The 18,604-nt window shown below is 70.6% G+C and carries 22 protein-coding genes and 1 pseudogene; 5 read left to right on the forward strand and 18 right to left on the reverse strand.

All coding sequences use genetic code 11. The annotated features are described in order from the left end of the window. Positions 1-9: 9 nt before the first annotated feature. Positions 10-1,614 carry an L-aspartate oxidase gene (locus NG1_RS14235; RefSeq protein ID WP_062970917.1) on the reverse strand — a complete coding sequence of 535 codons (1,605 nt, stop codon included), beginning with the start codon at positions 1,612-1,614 and terminating at the stop codon, positions 10-12. Between the two features lie 121 nt (positions 1,615-1,735). After that, entirely contained in the window at positions 1,736-2,779 is a 1,044-nt protein-coding gene (nadA, locus tag NG1_RS14240; RefSeq protein WP_062970919.1) for a quinolinate synthase NadA, read from the reverse strand. A 76-nt stretch (positions 2,780-2,855) separates the two neighbouring features. On the opposite strand from nadA, the gene NG1_RS14245 reads away from it, so the two are divergent. Further along, the gene (locus NG1_RS14245; RefSeq protein WP_062970921.1) at positions 2,856-3,617 is read left to right on the forward strand and encodes an NUDIX hydrolase; all 762 of its coding nucleotides are present in this window, start codon (positions 2,856-2,858) and stop codon (positions 3,615-3,617) included. A 93-nt stretch (positions 3,618-3,710) separates the two neighbouring features. Here NG1_RS14245 and NG1_RS37440 read toward each other — a convergent pair whose 3' ends face one another. Further along, on the reverse strand, positions 3,711-3,887 hold the full coding sequence (locus tag NG1_RS37440; protein ID WP_168434212.1) for a hypothetical protein: 177 nt from the start codon (positions 3,885-3,887) through the stop codon (positions 3,711-3,713). Between the two features lie 413 nt (positions 3,888-4,300). Here NG1_RS37440 and NG1_RS14250 point away from each other — a divergent pair, with 413 nt between their 5' ends. Continuing rightward, positions 4,301-4,504, forward strand: coding sequence for a cold-shock protein (locus NG1_RS14250; RefSeq protein WP_040741190.1), 204 nt, complete (start codon positions 4,301-4,303; stop codon positions 4,502-4,504). Positions 4,505-4,567: 63 nt separating this feature from the next. On the opposite strand, the gene NG1_RS14255 is transcribed toward NG1_RS14250, so the two are convergent. From NG1_RS14255 to bioB, 4 genes are all read right to left on the reverse strand, one after another. Continuing rightward, on the reverse strand, positions 4,568-5,101 hold the full coding sequence (locus NG1_RS14255) for a DUF1353 domain-containing protein (protein WP_062970997.1): 534 nt from the start codon (positions 5,099-5,101) through the stop codon (positions 4,568-4,570). Positions 5,102-5,189: 88 nt separating this feature from the next. Beyond that, positions 5,190-5,834, reverse strand: coding sequence for a DUF2567 domain-containing protein (locus NG1_RS14260; protein ID WP_062970923.1), 645 nt, complete (start codon positions 5,832-5,834; stop codon positions 5,190-5,192). Further along, positions 5,834-6,061 (reverse strand): biotin synthase auxiliary protein BsaP, encoded by a 228-nt coding sequence (gene bsaP / locus NG1_RS14265; protein ID WP_062970925.1) that lies wholly within the window; start codon positions 6,059-6,061, stop codon positions 5,834-5,836. Before bsaP ends, NG1_RS14260 begins: the two co-directional genes overlap by 1 nt. A 33-nt stretch (positions 6,062-6,094) precedes the next feature. After that, positions 6,095-7,141: a biotin synthase BioB gene (bioB, locus tag NG1_RS14270; RefSeq protein ID WP_373686144.1), complete on the reverse strand. Its 1,047-nt coding sequence runs from the start codon at positions 7,139-7,141 to the stop codon at positions 6,095-6,097. Between the two features lie 104 nt (positions 7,142-7,245). Here bioB and NG1_RS14275 point away from each other — a divergent pair, with 104 nt between their 5' ends. Then, positions 7,246-7,830 (forward strand): TetR/AcrR family transcriptional regulator C-terminal domain-containing protein, encoded by a 585-nt coding sequence (locus tag NG1_RS14275; RefSeq protein ID WP_062970927.1) that lies wholly within the window; start codon positions 7,246-7,248, stop codon positions 7,828-7,830. Positions 7,831-7,863: 33 nt separating this feature from the next. Here NG1_RS14275 and NG1_RS14280 read toward each other — a convergent pair whose 3' ends face one another. The 9 genes from NG1_RS14280 to NG1_RS14320 form a co-directional block, all read right to left on the reverse strand. Then, positions 7,864-8,052 carry an alpha/beta hydrolase gene (locus NG1_RS14280; RefSeq protein WP_062970929.1) on the reverse strand — a complete coding sequence of 63 codons (189 nt, stop codon included), beginning with the start codon at positions 8,050-8,052 and terminating at the stop codon, positions 7,864-7,866. 37 nt (positions 8,053-8,089) lie between these two features. Next, complete coding sequence (locus tag NG1_RS14285) at positions 8,090-9,313, reverse strand: MFS transporter (protein WP_062970931.1); 1,224 nt, start codon at positions 9,311-9,313, stop codon at positions 8,090-8,092. A 244-nt stretch (positions 9,314-9,557) separates the two neighbouring features. Next, entirely contained in the window at positions 9,558-10,910 is a 1,353-nt protein-coding gene (locus NG1_RS14290) for an LLM class flavin-dependent oxidoreductase (protein WP_062970933.1), read from the reverse strand. Then, positions 10,907-11,659: an ABC transporter ATP-binding protein gene (locus tag NG1_RS14295; protein ID WP_174315431.1), complete on the reverse strand. Its 753-nt coding sequence runs from the start codon at positions 11,657-11,659 to the stop codon at positions 10,907-10,909. Before NG1_RS14295 ends, NG1_RS14290 begins: the two co-directional genes overlap by 4 nt. Beyond that, a complete protein-coding gene (locus NG1_RS14300; protein WP_084498911.1) occupies positions 11,635-12,495 on the reverse strand; it encodes an ABC transporter permease in 861 nt (286 codons plus the stop codon). The genes NG1_RS14295 and NG1_RS14300 overlap by 25 nt, the downstream gene beginning before the upstream one ends. After that, positions 12,495-13,586: an ABC transporter substrate-binding protein gene (locus NG1_RS14305; protein ID WP_084498912.1), complete on the reverse strand. Its 1,092-nt coding sequence runs from the start codon at positions 13,584-13,586 to the stop codon at positions 12,495-12,497. Before NG1_RS14305 ends, NG1_RS14300 begins: the two co-directional genes overlap by 1 nt. Before the next feature lie 63 nt (positions 13,587-13,649). Then, the gene (locus NG1_RS14310; protein ID WP_062970935.1) at positions 13,650-14,813 is read right to left on the reverse strand and encodes an alpha/beta fold hydrolase; all 1,164 of its coding nucleotides are present in this window, start codon (positions 14,811-14,813) and stop codon (positions 13,650-13,652) included. A gap of 371 nt (positions 14,814-15,184) precedes the next feature. Beyond that, a complete protein-coding gene (gene bioD / locus NG1_RS14315; RefSeq protein WP_040865989.1) occupies positions 15,185-15,859 on the reverse strand; it encodes a dethiobiotin synthase in 675 nt (224 codons plus the stop codon). Next, positions 15,856-17,004, reverse strand: coding sequence for an 8-amino-7-oxononanoate synthase (locus tag NG1_RS14320; RefSeq protein ID WP_062970937.1), 1,149 nt, complete (start codon positions 17,002-17,004; stop codon positions 15,856-15,858). The genes bioD and NG1_RS14320 overlap by 4 nt, the downstream gene beginning before the upstream one ends. A 69-nt stretch (positions 17,005-17,073) precedes the next feature. On the opposite strand from NG1_RS14320, the gene NG1_RS14325 reads away from it, so the two are divergent. Next, positions 17,074-17,451: a hypothetical protein gene (locus NG1_RS14325; RefSeq protein ID WP_157114045.1), complete on the forward strand. Its 378-nt coding sequence runs from the start codon at positions 17,074-17,076 to the stop codon at positions 17,449-17,451. Here the strand turns inward: NG1_RS14325 and NG1_RS14330 are convergent. Further along, positions 17,438-17,920 (reverse strand): MarR family winged helix-turn-helix transcriptional regulator, encoded by a 483-nt coding sequence (locus NG1_RS14330; RefSeq protein ID WP_157114046.1) that lies wholly within the window; start codon positions 17,918-17,920, stop codon positions 17,438-17,440. The genes NG1_RS14325 and NG1_RS14330 overlap by 14 nt on opposite strands. Positions 17,921-17,979: 59 nt before the next feature. Here NG1_RS14330 and NG1_RS14335 point away from each other — a divergent pair, with 59 nt between their 5' ends. Continuing rightward, entirely contained in the window at positions 17,980-18,351 is a 372-nt protein-coding gene (locus tag NG1_RS14335; protein ID WP_062970941.1) for a cupin domain-containing protein, read from the forward strand. Positions 18,352-18,355: 4 nt separating this feature from the next. Here the strand turns inward: NG1_RS14335 and NG1_RS14340 are convergent. Beyond that, a pseudogene (locus tag NG1_RS14340) lies at positions 18,356-18,604 on the reverse strand (adenosylmethionine--8-amino-7-oxononanoate aminotransferase BioA); the annotation flags it as partial.

Consider the following 18,604-nt stretch of genomic DNA (forward strand, 5'->3'; position numbering starts at 1 on the left):
CGCGTGTGGTCAGGGAAGTGGTGCGTACTCGGGCACGCCGTCGCCGTTCAGCCGGATCGGGATGCTGTGGCGGAGTTCGTCCACGGCGTCCGGGTGATCCGACCGGGTGTGACAGCCGCGGCTCTCGGTGCGGGCGAGCGCGGCCGACAGCAGGGTGCGTGCCGCGAGGGTGAGCGCGGCGTCCTCGATTCCGGCGATCGGGTGTGCGGCGGCGGTCGGTCCGGGCGGCGCGCAGGGCGACGGCGTCGGAATGTGCGGGTCGCGGCGGACGGCCACGTCGTCGAGCCGCTTGAGCGCTTCGGCGAGGCCCGCGCGGTCGCGGACCACCGAGGCGTGCGTGGTCATCAGGCTCTGCACCACCGCACGGTCGGCGAACTCGACGGTGCGAGTGGAGATCTCGCTCACCCCGGCCCGCTCACCGAGCCGCTCGGCGGCGGCGGCCCCGGCGCGCTCGCCGACCACCAGACCCTCCAGCAGGCTGTTGGACGCCAACCGGTTCGCCCCGTGCAAACCGGTACGCGCGACCTCACCGGCCGCGTACAGGCCGGGAACTCCGGTACGGCCGTGGGTGTCGGTGACGACTCCCCCGCACTGGTAGTGCGCGGCGGGCGCGACCGGGATGAGGTCCGTGCGCGGATCGATGCCCGTCGCCAGGCACGAGGCGGTGATCGTCGGAAATCGTCGCGCGAAACCGTCGATCGAGCGCGCGTCGAGGTAGACGTGCTCGGTGCCGAGCGCTCGCATGCGCGCGGCGATGGCACGGGAGACGACATCGCGGGGAGCCAGGTCGCCGCGCGGATGCACCCCCGCGGTCACCGAATCGCCTTCGGTGTCGACCAGTGTCGCACCCTCGCCGCGCACCGCTTCGCTGATCAGCGGCCTGCGTCCCAGGCCGCCCGGGGTGTAGAGCACGGTCGGGTGGAACTGCACGAACTCCAGGTCGGCGACGGCGGCACCGGCCCACAGGCCCAGCGCGATGCCGTCCGCGGTGGCGCCCGGCGGATTGGTGCTCAGCGCGTACAACTGACCGAGGCCGCCGGTGGCCAGCAGCACGGCGGGCGCGTGGACGACGCCGAAGCCCTTCTCCGACACCGCGACCACACCTCGCACACCGTTCGGCCCGGTGACGATCTCACCGACCGCCGCGCCGAACAGCACCGGCAGGCCGGCCTCGTTCAGCGCCCGCTGCACCTCCGCGCCGGTGGCGTCGCCGCCCGCATGGATGATCCGGCGGGTGCTGTGGCCCCCCTCGCGGGTCCGCGAGATCTGGCCGTCGCGGCCGAGGTCGAACACCGCGCCCAGGTCGGTCAGCGCGGCCACCGCGGCCTGGCCGCCCTCGACGATGGAACGCACGGCGTCCACCTCGCACAATCCGGCGCCCGCCTCCACGGTGTCGTACACGTGCGATTCGACCGAGTCACCGTGCGGCGCCACGACGGCGATGCCGCCCTGGGCGTACTGGGTGGACGTATCGGTCGGGCCACCCTTGCTGAGCGTGAGCACCCGCAGGCCACGCAGCGAGGCGGTGCGCGCCGCGGTGAGTCCCGCGACGCCGCCGCCGATCACGACCAGGTCGGCCTCGGCCTCCCAGTCGATCGAAACCCGGGTTGTCATCGGCCCGCGCCTCTCTGTCTCCCGATCCGCGAACGTCCCCCCGCGCGGAGACGGTGGTCAGCGCCGTGGCCACCGTGTTCCGCCGGAGAACGACCCACCGCCCTACGGGCAGCGGTCGGACTCATTCACCGCCGCCGGGATTGCCGATCGCGATCATCCGCTGCACCGAATTGCGTCCCAGCGCGGCGGTTTCGGGATCGACGTGCACCTCGTCACGGCCTTCGACCAGGCAGCGCAGCAGAGCCGCCGGGGTGATCATCTTCATGTACTTGCACGACGCCCGGTCGTTCACGGCCTGGAAGTCGATGCCGGGGGCGGCCTTGCGCAACTGGTGCAGCATGCCGACCTCGGTGGCCACCAGCACCTGACTCGACTTCGCCGCCTTGGCCGCGTCGATCATGCCGCCGGTGGACAGGATGTGCACCCGATCGGCCGGGAACGCGCCCTCGCCCGCCAGGTACAGCGCCGAGGTGGCGCACCCGCATTCGGGGTGCACGAACAGTTCCGCGTCCGGATGGGTGCGCGCCTGCTCGGTCAGCTCGTCGCCGTTGATACCCGCGTGCACGTGGCACTCACCGGCCCAGATGTGCATGTTCGCGCGGCCGGTGACCCGCTTGACGTGCGCGCCGAGGAACTGGTCCGGCAGGAACAGCACCTCGCGGTCCGGGTCGATCGAGGCGACCACGTCCACCGCGTTGGACGAGGTGCAGCAGATGTCGGTGAGCGCCTTCACCTCGGCCGTGGTGTTGACGTAGGACACGACCATCGCGTTCGGGTGCTCGGCCTTCCATGCGCGCAGTTCGTCGGCCGTGATGGAATCGGCGAGCGAACATCCGGCGCGCTGGTCCGGGATGAGCACGGTCTTGGCCGGGCTGAGAATCTTGGCGGTCTCGGCCATGAAGTGCACGCCGCAGAACACGATGGTGTCCTCGGGCGCCTCCGCCGCGATCCGTGACAGCGCCAGCGAATCTCCGACGTGGTCGGCCACGTCCTGGATCTCCGGCAGCTGGTAGTTGTGCGCCAGGATCGTCGCGTTGCGCTCTCGAGCCAATCGCTTGACTTCCTGCGCCCACTCCGGCGTTGCCTCGACACCCGCGAACCCGGAGGGCCCGTCGAACACCTGCCCCATCAGCGGGGGCGCCAGTTTCGCACCCGTCGTCGCCATGGATGGCTCCCTTCCTCGTGCGGTCGGCCGCGCGCCGATTCGCACCAAACCAGGTTTTCGACTTACAATCGAAAACGTGGCCCATAGTAGCACCATCCACGAATCGCTCACCGCGGTGTTCCAGGTTCGCCGCTTCCCCAGCGGCATCGCCGCAGGTCACCGCCCAGTGGACCGCGCGGAGAGCATGCTGCGGCGTTGCCCGCCCGATCAGCGGACCGAACTCGCGGTGTTGCTGTGGGAACGGGCGCTCGACCCGCAGAAGGGCACCTGGTCGCTGCCCGGCGGCCGCCTGCGCGACGACGAGGATCTCGACACCTCCGCCCGCCGCCAGCTCGCCGAGAAGGTCGACGTGCGCGAGCTGAGCCATCTGGAACAGCTCTCGGTGTTCAGCGCCCCCGACCGGGTGCCGAGCCCGCGCCGCATCGCCTCGGCCTACCTCGGCCTCGTTCCGCTGACCGCCGACCCCCACCTGCCTTCGGACACCGCCTGGCACCCGGTCTCGGCGCTGCCGGACATGTCCTTCGACCACCGCACGGTGGTCGACCACGCCCGCACCCGCCTGGCGGCGAAACTGTCCTACACCAACATCGCCTTCGCCCTCGCGCCGGACCGGTTCACGATGTCGACCTTGCGTGAAATCTACTGCGCGGCCCTCGGATACGACGTCGACACGACAAACCTCCAACGAGTCCTCTCCCGCCGCGGGGTGATCACCCCCACCGGGGCCACCGCGGCCCCCGGCCGCGCGGGCGGACGCCCCGCCGCGGTCTACCGCTTCACCGACTCGGGCTTGCGCGTCACCGACGAATTCGCGGCACTGCGCCCGCCCGGCCCCTGATCAACGGCGCCCGCCGTGACGAGCGCTTTCCACGCTCGCACGGCTTTCGTGAGCGACCCTGTCGTACTCGGCATATGCGGGAAGGAGCTCGGGTCAATGGTCGGCGGCCGCTTTCCGGTGCTTGTCCCGGCGGCGATACTGCCGCTTACTCCGCACCGGACGCGCGGCGTTGCTGCGGCGCAAGGCATCTCGCCGACGCCAAGCCGCTAGATCCGCGCGCTCCGGCGCGGCAGGAGGCGTCTCGGCCACCGCTTCCTGTGCTCGATTCATCGCCCGCCTCCTCTCGACATCCGGGCGGCCACACTATCCCCCGCTATCGGCCCCATCTCCATTCATTTTCTCCGCGCAACAGGTCCACCACGGCGACCCCCGACCGCGGCCCGGATACGCCGGCCAGCGGAGGCCTCGCTCGCGATTTCGGCGCCGTCTGTGCGCCGCAGCCCCGGCATCACGGCTTGGGACAGCCGATCGGCCGGGATCGCTGGAGCGAGCGCGTCGGCCGCCCCCAAGGCCGGATCCGGCGTGTCACGCGACGGGACCGGCGAAGGCCGCTTGTGTCGGTTAGCTCACAAACCAGGGCGCCCGGTGTCGCGCGGGCCCGGTTCATGGCAGTGTTGACCTTCGAGACCGGGCCATCGAAGTGATTCGCTCGGCTCACCTACAGAAAAGAATGAAGTAAAGCAATGGCTCAAGGCAGTGTGAAGTGGTTTAACAGCGAAAAAGGCTTCGGCTTCATCGCGCAGGACGGCGGCGGCGCCGACGTCTTCGTTCATTACTCCGCCGTGTCCGGCTCGGGATTCAAGTCCCTTGAAGAAGGACAGCGCGTGGAGTTCGAGATCGGCCAAGGACAGAAGGGCCCGCAGGCTCAGGACGTCCGCGCGATCTGATCGACGTGGCTAGGTAAGAGCCCCGCGCCTCTAGAGGTGCGGGGCTTTTGCATGTCGTACCGGTCAGGCCGTTTTCATCTGTGGGTCGGGGGGCGGGGCTTCGGTCCGTCGGGTCACCCGGGATGCGGCCCAGAAGGCCAGTTCCACCAACCAGAACAGCAAGAGGAAGACCGTCACCACGGTGACGGGTACCGCGAGGAAGATCACCGAGGGAACGGCGACGACGATGAACCGGGCGACGTCGGCCGGGCCTGCGCCACGCAACCCGTGGGCCGCGCGGACGGCCGCCCACATCATCCAGCGGCGCGGCAGCGATACGCCGAGTTCGTGCAGGCTCCGGCGGAAGATGCCGTCGGCGTCGGCGACGCTCACTCTGCCCGAACCGAGCAGGTAGTCGTGCAGGATCGCGGCGCGGGTGTAGCTGCCGTAGCGCGGGATCAGCCAGACCAGCGCGCGCGGCACCGAGGCGAAATCGGTGTGGAAACCGGCGGGAACCACGAATTCCTCCGTCGCGCCGCGATAGACGAGGGGTTCGGCCACCCGCCAGAACTTGGCGTCGAGCTCTTCGACGACCGGCCCGCCACCGACAAAGGTCACGTCCTGTTCCTTCCGCGCACGCTTCGTTCCCACACCCGCGGTGGGCTCGGAAGCCTTCCGTCGCCACGGCTGCCCGCCGGGCGACGCGTCAGTACCGCGGACGGTATTCGGGTACCGAATATCCTTCCACGGCAGGCTCGTAGCCACGATAGGGCAGCTCCGCCCCACTCGCAGCGTCACCGTAGGGCGGGAGGGAGCCGAAGGCTTCTTCCTCGTCGCGGGCGGCGCGGCGTCCGCTGCCGAGATCCTCGGACGTACTGAGCGCGGCGAGGAACAGCATGACGAACGACGCGATCAGCGGCTGCACGATGAACGCGAGCGCACTGCCCAGTTCGACGGGCAACGTGACGATCTGCCCGACCGGCGGGTCGTGCGGGCGCGGATGCAGCCATTCGGCGACCTGCTCCCCCACCTGCGCCATCACCACCGCGCCGAGGCCGGAGCCGACCAGCAGGCCCAGTTGCAGCAGCGGCCCGCGCGCCGAGCGCCACCGCCACACGGCGAGCGCGCAGAGCAGACCGAGCACCGCGCCCGCGAGCACGAACAACGCCAGGGCGTCGAATTGATGCGCGCTCTCACCGGTCAGCGCGACTCCGCGGCCCGGCTCGACCACCAGCAGCCGCTCGGTCGGCGCCAGCAGGCCCCATCCGGCACCGGCCAGCGCGCTCACCACCACCACGGCGACGGCGATCACCGTCGCCGCGCGCGCCTCACCCCGCAACGGCGACGCCACTAGCGGCGTTCCAGTTCGGCCGAGTCGGTGACGCCGTGCCGGGAGCACTTGGCCCACCAGCCGTCCGGGCTCACCTGCACGATCATGCGTCGACCGCACTGCTCGCAGAAGCGCGGCGGTTCCAGGCCCAGTGCGGCGGCGGCCGGGATCGCGTCGTCGAGACCCGGCACGATTCGCTTGCCGGTGAACGGGTTGTAGCGCTCGTCCATATTCATGACAGTACCCATGCTCGCCTGCCTCATCGTCGCAACCGAGCCGGGTCAGAGTGTTTCGTTGAGCGCCTTGATCGGCATCTTCAGCTCCCCGAGCAGATCCAGGTCCTGTTCGGCCGGGCGACCGAGGGTGGTCAGGTAGTTGCCGACGATGACGGCGTTGATGCCGCCCAGGATGCCCTGCTTGGCGCCGAGATCGCCCAGGGTGATCTCGCGGCCGCCCGCGAAGCGCAGCATGGTGCGCGGCAGCGCCAGCCGGAACGCGGCGACGGCGCGCAGCGCTTCGGAGGCGGGCAGCACCTCGAGGTCGCCGAACGGGGTACCCGGGCGCGGGTTGAGGAAGTTCAGCGGCACCTCGTCGGGCTCGAGTTCGGCCAGGTTCGCGGCGAACTCGGCGCGCTGCTCCAGCGTCTCGCCCATGCCCAGGATGCCGCCGCTACAGACCTCCATGCCCGCCGCACGGACCATGCGCAAGGTGTCCCAGCGCTCCTCCCAGCTGTGCGTGGTGACCACGTTCGGGAAGTAGGAGCGGGAGGTCTCCAGGTTGTGGTTGTAGCGGTGCACGCCCATCGCGGCCAGTTGGTCGACCTGCTCCTGGGTGAGCATGCCCAGCGAGCAGGCGACCTGGATGTCGACCTCGTTGCGGATCGCCTCGACGCCCGCGGCCACCTGGGCCATCAGGCGCTCGTCCGGGCCGCGCACGGCGGCCACGATGCAGAACTCGGTGGCGCCGGTCTTCGCGGTCTGCTTGGCGGCCTCGACCAGGCTCGGGATGTCCAGCCACGCGGCGCGCACCGGCGACTGGAACAGCCCCGACTGCGAGCAGAAGTGGCAGTCCTCGGGGCAGCCGCCGGTCTTGAGGCTGATGATGCCCTCGACCTCCACTTCGGGACCGCACCACTTCATGCGCACCTCGTGGGCCAGGGCGAGCAATTCCTCCAGCCGGTCGTCACCCAGACGCAGCACCTCGAGGGTCTGCTCCTGGTTCAGCCCTTCCCCGCGTTCGAGCACCTGCTCGCGGGCGATCGACAGAATGGGCGACGTCCCGACCTGCGTCGGTCCTGGCGCAGCGGTGTCTGCGGGTGCCTGGGTCACTGCAACGCATCCCTTCGTTCGGCCGAGGTGGCCGTGCAACTTGAACGGTGTTCAGGCTAGGGTAGCGGTAGGAGTGAGTCAAAGCACGACGGGAAGGGCATCGAGTGCAGCTGCACCGGGCGGACGTGGTCGACGGCGCCATCGCGATTCTGGACCGATACGGCCTGGCCGACCTGACCATGCGCAGGCTGGCCGGTTCCCTCCAGGTCCAGCCGGGCGCGTTGTACTGGCACTTCCCCAACAAGCAGGCGCTGCTCGGCGCGGTCGCGGACAAGATCCTCGCGCCCATGGAGGACCCGATCCAGGCCGAGGAATGGGCCGGGCAGATCACCGAATTGGCCCACCGGATGCGCGACTGCCTGCTCGCCTATCGCGACGGCGCCGAATTGGTCTCGGCGACATACGCTTCCCGGCTCACCACGAGCAAGGGACGGGAACGACTGGTGAGCGCCACTATTCGCGCGGGCATGCCGCGCCAGGAGGCCGAACTCACGGCGTTCACGCTGCTCTACTACGTCCTCGGCGAGACCGTGGACGAGCAGTCGAGGATGCAGATGGACTCGGCGGGCGCCCTGCCCGACGCCGCGTCGCCGCTGGAGGAAACCACGGACGCCACAGCCCGTTTCGACTTCGGCCTGCAACTGTTCGTGGCGGGCGTGCGGCACCTGCTCGGCACCCGTGTCCGCTGAGGCGGGGCGCGGCTCGCGGGTGCGCGTCCGGCGTCAGCGCAGGTGCGCGTTCAGGAAGGCCAGCGCATCCGGAAGCGAAGCCAGGAACGCGCCGCTGTGGTCTCTGCCAGGGTATTCCTCGACCGTGACCCGTATCCCGGGGTTGGCCTCCTGTAGGCGCCTCCCGTAATCGGCGGTGTCGGTGGGAAGCACATCGACGTCGTCGGTGCCGTAGCCGATCATGAGATCACCGGTGAACCGGTAGCTCGAAGCCCCGCGGCTAACCCGAGGACCGTTGCGGGCGTGTCGGCGGCCCCACCGCGCCGGGGAACCAGCGGTGCATCGTGTACGCGCCCGCCGCGGCGGTGACCGCGAGCGCGACGGCCGCCCCGCCGAGGACGGTGAGGGCGCTGATCGCGCCGACCGCCACCGGACCGGCGAACATGCCGATGTCGTGGGTGAGCCGCCAGGCGCCGAGGAATTCCGCGCGCTGCCCGTCGGGCGCGACGTCGGCGCCGACGGTCATGATCAGCCCGTTGCTCATTCCGTTGCCGAGCCCGAGCAGCACGGCGGCGCAGCCGAGACCCAGGACCGAGGAGGTGAACGGCAGCGCGCCGAAACCGAGGGCGAACAGGATCATCGACGGCACGCCGGTTGCGCGCCTGCCGTAGCGATCCAGCCACACGCCCGCCGGATAGGACATCACCACGTCCACCGCGCCCGCGACGCCGAACAACAAGCTGGTCGCCGACGCGCTCGAACCGATATGCGCCGCCCACAGCGGCAGCAGTGCCAGCCGGGCGGCTCGTGCCGCACCGACCAGCAACGCCGCGAGGCCCAGTGTGCCGAGGGTCCTGCGGTGCTCGACCACGACCGCTCCCAGCGAATGCCGCGCCCCCGCCCCGCCCGCTGCCTCGGGTGATCGGATCGCCGCCATGGCCACGCCGGAGATCACCGTGGTCACCAGCTGCAACCACAGCCCGCCGTTCGGGCCGAGCGAGTGCACCACGGCCGCACCGAGGAACGGTCCGCAGAAGAAGCCCAGCCGCATGGAACCGGCGAGTGTCGACATCGCGCGCCCGAGGTCGCCCGCGGGCACCACGGCCACGAGGTAGGTCTGACGCGCCAGGCCCCACACCGCGCCCGCCGCGCCGCCCAGCAGCATCCCGAGCGCGAGCACCCCGACGTTCGGCGCGACGATCGCCGCGAAGACCCCGACCGCCCCGAGCACCGACCCCACCGCCAACGCGCCGCGTTCCCCGATCCGGGCGACCACCCGTCCCGCGGGCAGGTCGGTGAGCACCATGCCCAATCCGGACAGCGCGACGACGACGCCCGCCAGTCCGGCCGACGCACCCAGGTCCAGCGCGCGCAGCGCGTACATCGGCGCCGCCGCGCCGGACCCGATGCCGTACACCACCATCGGCACGAACACGGTCCAGGTCAACGACCGCAACCGCACCGGCACCGCGACCTCGCCGGCCAGGACGGACCGCTCGCTCATCGCCGTGGCCCCGACCGGCGGGAACCGCCCCGCCGCTGCGAGGCCCCGCGCCGATCGGTCGTGTGCCGCTCGCAACCGAGCCTGGAAACAAGCCCGCACCGGGTGCGAGCCGCTGATCCGATACCTACGGCGAAGTCGACGCCGTCGGCTCGTAGCGTTGCCGCACGTCCACCGGGCACCCCGTGCAAGGCCACAACGCGACGCACCGATAGATCAGTGGGACAATCCTTTTCGTCCGCGCCGATCACCGCGTCAGCGCGGGCTGGCGGGCGAAGCGGCTGTCGGGGCGGGGCAAGCCGAAGTGGTCGCGCAAGGTGGTGCCGGTGTACTCGGTGCGGAACAGCCCGCGCTCCTGGAGGATCGGCACGACCGTTTCGGCGAAGACTTCCAATCCGCCCGGGTAGTACGGCGGCATCACATTGAAGCCGTCGGCGGCGCCGTTGCGGAACCATTCCTCGATGGTGTCGGCGACCTGTTCGGGGGTTCCGGCGAACACCCGGTGACCGCGCGCACCGGCGAGGCGGTGCAGCAGACCGCGCACGGTCGGTCGTTCGCGCTGCACGATGCCCGCGACGACCTGCAACCGGCTCTGGCCGTTGTCGGTCACATCGCCCGCCGCGTCGAACAAGTCGACCGGGATCGGCTCGTCCAGCGGCAGGTGCCGCAGGCTGATCCCGACGATGCCCTCCAGCTGCGCCAACCCGTATTCCGGCACGGTGAGCTCGTTGAACTCCCGTTCCAATCGCTTGGCCGCGGCCTCGGTGTCGGCGATGAACGGGCTGATCCCGGGCAGGACCTTGACGTGCTCGGGATCGCGCCCGAAACCGCGGGCCCGTTCCTTGATGTCGGCGTAGAACGCCTGCGCGTCGCCGAGCCGCTGATGCGCGGTGAAGATCGCCTCGGCGTACTTGCCCGCGAACGCCCGGCCGTCGTTCGACGCGCCCGCCTGCACCAGCACCGGGTAGCCCTGCGGGGTGCGCGGCGCGTTGAACGGCCCGCGCACCCGCAGGTATTCGCCCTCGAAGTCGATCGGATGGATCTTGTCCGGGTCGGCGTACACGCCGGAGGCCCGGTCGTCGACGATGGCGTCGTCCTCCCAGCTGTCCCACAGCGCGACCACGGCGTCCACGAATTCCCGCGCCCGCGCGTACCGTTCGGCGTGGTCGGGATGCTTGTCCAGGCCGAAGTTCGCCGCGGCGAGATCGGTTCCGGTGGTGACGATGTTCCAGCCCGCGCGGCCGCCGGAGATGTGATCCAGCGTGGAGAACAGCCTGGCCAGGTTGTAGGGCTCGTAGTACGTGGTCGAGGCGGTGGCGATGAGGCCAAGATGCGTCGTGGCCGTGGCGATCGCGGTGAGCAGGGTGATCGGCTCCAGGCCGGAGGCCGCGTTGTGCCGAACGTTGGTGCGCAGCGCGGGACCGTCGGCGAAGAACACCGCGTCCAGCTTCGCCGCTTCGGCGGTGCGTCCGATCTCTTGGTAGTAGGCGACGTCGTAGATCCGCTCGGGGCTGCTCCACGGATGTCGCCAGGCGGCCTCGTGGTGGCCGGAAGGGTAGATGAAGGCGTTGAGGCTGAGTTGGCGCGGTGCGGTCGTCATGAGGCTTTCTTCTCGTCGGTAGGCGTGTTCGCGACGTCGACGCCCAGGCTGGCCAGCAGCAGGGATCGGTGTCGCAGGAACGCGGGATCGCCGTGGCGGCGTGGACGTTCCAGGTCGATGCGCTGGTCCACCGCGATGCGCCCGTCGTCGAGCACCAGGACGCGGTCGGCGAGCAGCACCGCCTCGTCCACGTCGTGCGTGACCAGCAGGACGGCGGGCCGATGCTTCGCGCACAGGTCTTGCAGCAGCGCGTGCATCTTGATCCGGGTGAGCGCGTCCAGCGCGCCGAACGGCTCGTCCGCCAGCAGGAGTTCGGGTTCGCGGACCAGAGAACGCGCCAGGGCCACGCGCTGTTGCTCGCCGCCGGACAGCTCCTTGGGCCAGGCTCCCTCCCGGCCGGCGAGCCCGACTTCGGCCAGCGCCGCACGACCGCGACCGGCCGCGTCGGGACCACCGAGACCGAGGGTCACGTTGTCCAGCACGCGCGCCCAGGGCAGCAACCGGGAGTCCTGGAACACCACGGAACGCTCGGTGGGCACGCTCAGCTCGCCGGATCCCGGCACGTCGTAGTCCAATTCGGCCAGCGCCCGCAGCAAGGTGCTCTTGCCCGACCCGCTGCGCCCGAGCAGTGCGACGAACTCTCCGTGGGCGATCTCGATATCGAGGTCGCGCAGCACCACACGGTCGCCGAAGCCACGGCGCAACCGCCGGGCGCGCACGACGTTCAGTCCCCGAGTGTCTGCCGCCATGACAGCGCCTTCCTTTCCGCCGCCCGCACCAGGATGTCGCCGAACAAGCCGAGCAGGCCGTAGATCACCAGGCCGACGACGATGATGTCGATCTGGCCGTAGGTGCGGGCCTGGGTCATCAGATAGCCGATGCCGCTGGTGGCGTTGACCTGTTCCACCACGACCAGCGCCAGCCACGAGATCGTGACGGCCAGCCGCAGGCCGGTGAAGAAGCCGGGCAGCGATCCGGGCAGCGCGATCCGCCGGACGAATCCCCAGCGCGACAGCCCCACCGTCTGGGCGAGTTCCACGTACCTGGCGTCGACGCTGCGCAGGTGCGCGTGGGTGTTCAGGTAGATCGGGATCGCCACGCTGGTGGTGATCACCACCAGCTTCATCTCCTCGCCGATGCCGAACCACACGATGAACAGCGGGATCAGCGCCAGGGTGGGAATGGCGCGCTTGATCTGGATCGGCCCGTCCACCAACGCCTCACCGACGCGGCTCAGCCCGGCAAGCAACGCCAGCACGAGGCCGATCGCCACCCCGAGCCCGAGCCCGATCGCGGCGCGCTGCACGGAGGTCAGCAGATTGCTCTGTAGACGGCCGTCGGCGATCAGGTCACCGGCGGTCTCGGCGACCGTCCAGGGTGCGGGCAGGGTTTCCGGATCCACTGTGCCCGTGGCTGAACCGGCCACCCACGCGGCGACCAGCAGCGCGGGTCCCACCGCGATACCGAACGGGATCGGGCGGCCCGGCCCGAGGCGCGGCCGGGCCGGTTTGCGTTTCGCGAGTATCGGCTGCGCGGAGCGGCCGAGACCGATGCGGCGCAGCACCGCGGCGTCCAGGGTGGCCATCAGCGTGCCTTCGGTTCGAACGACGCGCCGCTCTCGGTGACCGCCTGGGTGATCGCGGCGTCGAAGCGCAGGTCGAAACCGTTGGCCGCCCGCACCTTCTCGGGCAGTTCGCCCGCCTTGGCGATGGCGTCGATGGTGGACTGCTGGCGGTCGACGAGCTGCTGGTCCAGATGCGGGAAGACATAGGTGCCCAGCGAGTCCACGATGCGCTGGGCGTCCTCGGCGCTCACCTTCTGGTTCTCCACGTAGTATCGGCGCGCCCACTCCTGCGGGTGGGTGTTGGCCCACTGGTAGGCCCGGACGAACGCACCGACCAACGCGCGGGTGGCGGCCGCCTTCGCCGGGTCCCGCACGACGGCGCGGCGGGCATACAGGTAGGCGAGGCCGCCGTAGATGCCCGCGGTCTCGGAGTCGGGGACCAGCGAGGCGCCCGGTGTGCGCAGGAATCGGGTGACGTTCGGCTCGATCAGCGGCGCGACATCGACCTGGCCGGTGCGCACGGCATCGGGGAACTCGGCCAGCTGCAGCCGGATCAGCTGCACGTCGGAGGTGGTGAGCCCGGCCTTGTCGATGGCGCGCAGCACGGCGGCCTGCTGGGCCGTGCCCTCGGCGTAGGCGATCTTCCTGCCCTTCAGATCGGTGAGCTTGGGCACCGACTTACCTGGCGCCACCGCGAGTTTCAAGGCGGTGGTGCTGGTCTGGTAGGACGCGACGATCGGCACGTCCTGCCCCGCCACCAGTGCGTGGATCGGCGGCACGTCGCCGACCTGCGCGACGTCGGCGGCGCCTGCGCGGAACGCCTCCAGGATGGCGGGGCCGCCGACGAAGTTGGCGAACTCCACCTCGAACGGAAGCTTGTCGAGTTCGCCGGAGATGCGCAGCACGGATTGCAGGCGCTCGGACTGATCGGCGACCACCAGGGTGGTCCCGGCGGGAACCTCGGTGGGCAGTGGTCCGTCGGCGGTGGGACCGACCGGCTCGTCGTCCTTCGCGCAGCCGGTGAGTCCGAGTGTCGCAACGGTTGCCACGGCGAGCAATGCGGCGGTCGCGCGGCCGCGGCGGCCGGACCGGAACGTACTTGGTCGGAACATAGGCGAATTACAGCAAGGGCAAACCGGCCGGGATACGGTTTGTCTCAGCCTGGTTCGAACCCCTCAGCGCGGCGGCGCGGCCACCATCGTCGACCGGACCTGCTGCTGGTAGCGCTGCAGGAACGGCAGAATCTGCTGCTCGATCACCGTGTTGTATTCCCGGGGGCGCTGCATCGGGTTGGCGTGCCCGGTGTTTCGCGCGAGCACCACCAGCAGCGTGCCGTCCACGCCGCCGGATTGCTCGATCAGCGCCCGGTGGGAGTACTCGACGTCGACCACGCGGTCGGCGCTCGCGTCGCGCGGCCGGATGAAGACGATGGCGGGTCGCGGCTTGTCCGCCACGGGCTGGGCCAGAGTGCGCAAGTCGTCGGTAGCGCCACCGGCCACGATCGCGGTGAACTGGGATTCGATCAGGCCGTTGCTCGCGGCGTCGCGCGAGACGATCTTGTCCCGCATCACTTCCGCCAGTACCTCGCCGAGCTTGCCGAACTCGATCCCGAGCGGCCCGTCGCCGCGGTCGAGGAAACGGTCCCGGCGGGCATAGGTCTCCACGGCCAGCCGCAGGGCGCGGCTTTCCCGGGCGCCGGGCAACCAGCCCATCCAGCGCAGCATGTCCTCCCCGCGACCGCGGCTCTCCGGACGGACCGCGTTCAAGTCCACCGGTGTGCAGTCCAGGACGACCCCGGCCAGCCTGCGGTCGCTGTCGCGGTGGATGTGCTCGGCGACCTCGAGCGCGATCACGCCACCCATGCTGTGGCCGACGAGCACGACGTTGCGCAGGCCGGACAGTTCGGCGGCGCGCACGATGAGGTCGGCGATCACCTTGGTGTCGATGCCCTCGTTGTCGTAGCGGATCGCCCACACCATGCCCATCCGGCGCAGCGCGGGCAGCGCGGCGGCGGTATCGGTGGCATCGAGCCCGCCGAGCCCGACCAGGTCCACCACAACGGTGTCCCAGTTCTGCGAGTCCACCGGCGGGGCGACGGGCAGGATGGCGGGCTCGGTGCGCGCCAGTCGCGCTTGTTCCGGCGCGACATCGTACTTCCAGTACTGCGCGAACACCACGAGTCCGGCCAGCAGCAGTGCGGCCACCCGAAGCAGCGTCACCTTGGTACGGCGCAACGTCTTCCACCCGTGCCCCAGGCTCGTGTCCCGCAGCCGAGCTCGGCGTCGCGCGTCGTCCCAGTCGGAGACGGTGGACGGGTGCCGGGCGTCCATCGGCGACATCCATCCCACTGTAGGCACGGGTGCGGAGGGTCGCCACGAACCCGCTACCGCTCAGCGTGCCGCCGCGGGCACGGCCGCGAGTTTGCCCGACGAGACGCACCGACCGGGTCCTTGCGTTCGGGCGCGACGGCTTGCGACAACAGCGGCGTGCATTGACTTCGACATCGGTGCCGCCCCTCGGGGTCGTGCAGCGAGCAGGTGATGGTTTTGCTCACCGGTCGCCGCAGGGTCGACGGTTCGCACGAGATGATCTGCCTCACTGCTCGTACGGGATCAGTCGTGCGAAGCCCCCGTGGTGGGTGTCCCTGTGCGTGGTGGTCTTGCCGGTGCGGATGGGTTCGTCGTAGGTATGTCACCAACCGGCCGGCTCGTCAGCGGAAAGGCGACCAGGCGGGATCGAACCACCCCGCGGCGGCGGCGGTGAATCGCGCGCGCTGCCAGCCGCCCGCGCCTTCGGGCACCGAGCCCACCAGGTCGACGCCGGTGACGCGGGGCAGATCGGTGCGGTTGCACTCGGCGGCGAGGTCCGGTTCGGCGGGCCAGGAGCCGATCACCAGGCCCGCGCACCGCACACCCGCCGATTGCAGTGCGCGGGTGGTCAGTTCGGTGTGGTTGAGCGTGCCCAGCCCGGCGGCGGTGACCAGCAGAACGGGTGCGCCGAGTTTCTGGGCGAGGTCGAGCAAGGTGAAATCGCCCAAGCGCACCAGCAGTCCGCCCGCGCCCTCGACCAGGACCAGGTCGGCGTCCGCCAGGGAGTCGACGGCGGCGGCGGTGTCGGCGAGCGTCAGCTCCGGCAGCCCGGCGCGGCGGGCGGCGGTGTCGGGCGCCAACGGGTCCGGGTAGCGGGCGAGTTCGACCGTCCTGGTGACGCCCGACAGCCGCTCGATCTCCGCGAGATCGCCCGGTTCGCCTGCCGCGACACCGGTCTGGCCCGGCTTGCACACGGCCACCGAACGACCACTTGCCCGCGCCACGGCGGCGACGGCCGCGGTGACGACGGTCTTGCCGACGTCGGTGGAGGTTCCGGTGATCAGCAGGACGGTCACGCGGGCACCGCCTCTCGCGCCTCGGCCAGCACCTCGCCGAGCACCGCCGCGATGGCATCGAGTTCGGCCGCGGTGAGGTTCGCGCGCGCGGTCAGGCGCAGTCGCGACGTGCCTTCCGGAACCGTCGGCGGACGGAAGCAACCCACGTCGAGCCCGCGCGCCCGGCAGGCCTGAGCGGCGTCGAAGGCCACCTGCGCCGGGCCGAGCACGACCGACACCACCGCCGACGGCGGCGTGGGCACCCCGGCGACCCGGGCGATGTCGGCGGCGCGGTCCAGCACCCGATCGGCCAGCTCCGGTTCGGAGCGCAGCAGGCGCAGCGCGGCCCGCGCGGCACCGACGGCGGCGGGCGCGAGACCGGTATCGAAGATGAACGTGCGCGCGGCATCGATGAGGTGGGCGCGCACCCGCGCACTGGCCAGCACCACACCGCCCTGCGCGGCAAGGGATTTCGACAGCGTGGCGGTGATCACCAGGTCCGGCGCCCCGGCCAGCCCGCACTCGTGCACCAGCCCGCGTCCGCCCGCGCCGCGCACGCCGAGGCCGTGCGCCTCGTCCACCACGAGCACCGCCGCGTTGGCCCTGGTCACCCGGTGCAGTTCGGTCAGTGGCGCGAGATCGCCGTCGGCGCTGAACACCGAATCGGTGAGCACCAGCGCGCGTTCCTCGGTGCGCTCCGACAGCAGCCGGTCCACCGCCGCGACGTCGCGATGCGGCGCGATCTCCACCCGGGCGCGCGACAGCCTGCACGCGTCCACCAGCGAGGCGTGACTACCGGCGTCGGAGATCACCAGCGAGCCGCGCCCGGCGAGCGCGGTGACCGCGCCCAGGTTGGCCGCGTAGCCGGAGGCGAACACGAGTCCCGCTTCGGCGCCGACGAATTCGGCCAGCTCCGTCTCCAGCAGTTCGTGCTCCGCGGTGGTGCCGGTGACCAGGCGCGACCCGGTCGCCCCCGCACCCCAGCGGCGCACCGCGTCGATGGCGCCTTCGATCACCTCGGGGTGGCGGACCAGGCCCAGGTAATCGTTGGAGGCGAGATCGATCGACGACGCCTGTGCGGCGCGCGGGCGCAGCTCGCGGCGCAATCCCGCGGCCACGCGCGCGGACGCGCGTTCGTCCAACCAGCTCAGCGGATCGGTAGTCACAGCTCCGCAGCATACTTGAACGCTGTTCAGGATGCCCGCCCACCGCCCGCTGGTACCGTTGAGCCGACGTTGGTGGTTGTCACCGGCCTGCGGTGGCGAAGTTTCACCGGGGAGGAACACGGCCGGATGCCGCGGTGGGCGATAGTCGTCGAGGAAACAACGGGCTCGGGGGAGCAGAAGCGCTGGTCACCCCGGATTCTCACCGAAGTGGTCGGCACGCGCGCGCAGGCATTGGCGAAGCTGGCCGGCGTGCTGCCCACCTACACCCCCGAACATCCCAAACTGCGCGGCCGCCGCATCGTCCTGCGCGACGGCGACACCTACTTGCTGATGGTTCGTGGCTGGTCGGACGATTACCACTGCATCTTCCGGGTGTGGGAGATGGTGTCGGACAGCGATCGTCCGGAGATCCCCGGCACCCCGCACGACCGGCTCACGGACCGGTGAACCAATTCGGCGTATCGAGCCGGAACACCTCGCCGGGTGTCAGCAAGCGCAGATCGCGTTCCAACTCGGCCAGCCGGTGCGCGCCGAGCAGGTTCGCCCAGCGGTCGTGGATCCGGTCGAAGGCGCGCGCCGATCGGGTCAAGACGTCCGCGGCGCGTTCGGTCAGCGTGTAGACCTTGCGGCGCGCGTCGGTCGGATCGTGCCCACGGCGCAGGTAGCCCTGCCGCTCGAGCGTCTCGATGTGCTTACCGGCGGCTTGTTTCGAGACGCCGAGCGCGCGCCCGAGGTCCGCGGCCGTGCAACCGTAGGGCCCGCCCGCGCGCCCGACCGCCTGGAAGACGAAGCCGTGCATCGGCCGCAACTCGGCATGCCCGTGTTCGGCCAGTTCGGCGTGCACCTCGTCGACCACCGCGCGAAAGCCGAGCAGCATGCGCAGCGGCAACTCGTAGCCACCCGCGTCACTTGACATGATGGACAACCTCGTTGACTATATGGACAACCATGTTGTCTATCTTAGGTGGTAGCCCGATGACCGTCATCCGACACTCCGACACCCGCCGCACCGAAACCCCGAGCGGCGTCATGACCACACTCGCCTCCCCCACCCAGGGCGGCTCCGGGCTCGCGCTGTGGCGGGTCGAGGTACCCGCGGATACGGCCGGACCGCTGCACTTCATCGACGCCGAACAGATCTGGACCGTCCTCGCCGGACGCCTCGATATCGCGCTCGACGGCACGGAACTCACTGCCGCCGAGGGCGACACCGTGATCCTCCCGGCGAACGTCCTGCGGCAGGTGCGCACCGGGAACGGCTTCACCGCCATCGTCACCGCACCGGCGGGCGCCCGGGCCGGAACACCGGACGGCGACGGCACGATCGTCCCGCCGTGGATCGCCTGACCGGTCACCGAGCGGTCTGCGCGGCCACCGCGGCGCGCATACCGGCGGTGATCGTCGCGATGTCGCCGGAGGTGCTGATGAACGGCGGCATGGTGTACACCAGGTTGCGGAACGGACGCAGCCACACCCCGGCGGCCACCGCGGCGTCGGTCGCGGCGCGCATGTCCACCGGGCGGTCCAGCTCGATCACGCCGATCGCGCCGAGCACCCGCGCCTCCACCACACCGGGCAGGCCGCGCACCGGAGCCAGGCC

This window comes from Nocardia gamkensis NBRC 108242 (assembly GCF_001612985.1).
Lineage (GTDB): Bacteria > Actinomycetota > Actinomycetes > Mycobacteriales > Mycobacteriaceae > Nocardia > Nocardia gamkensis.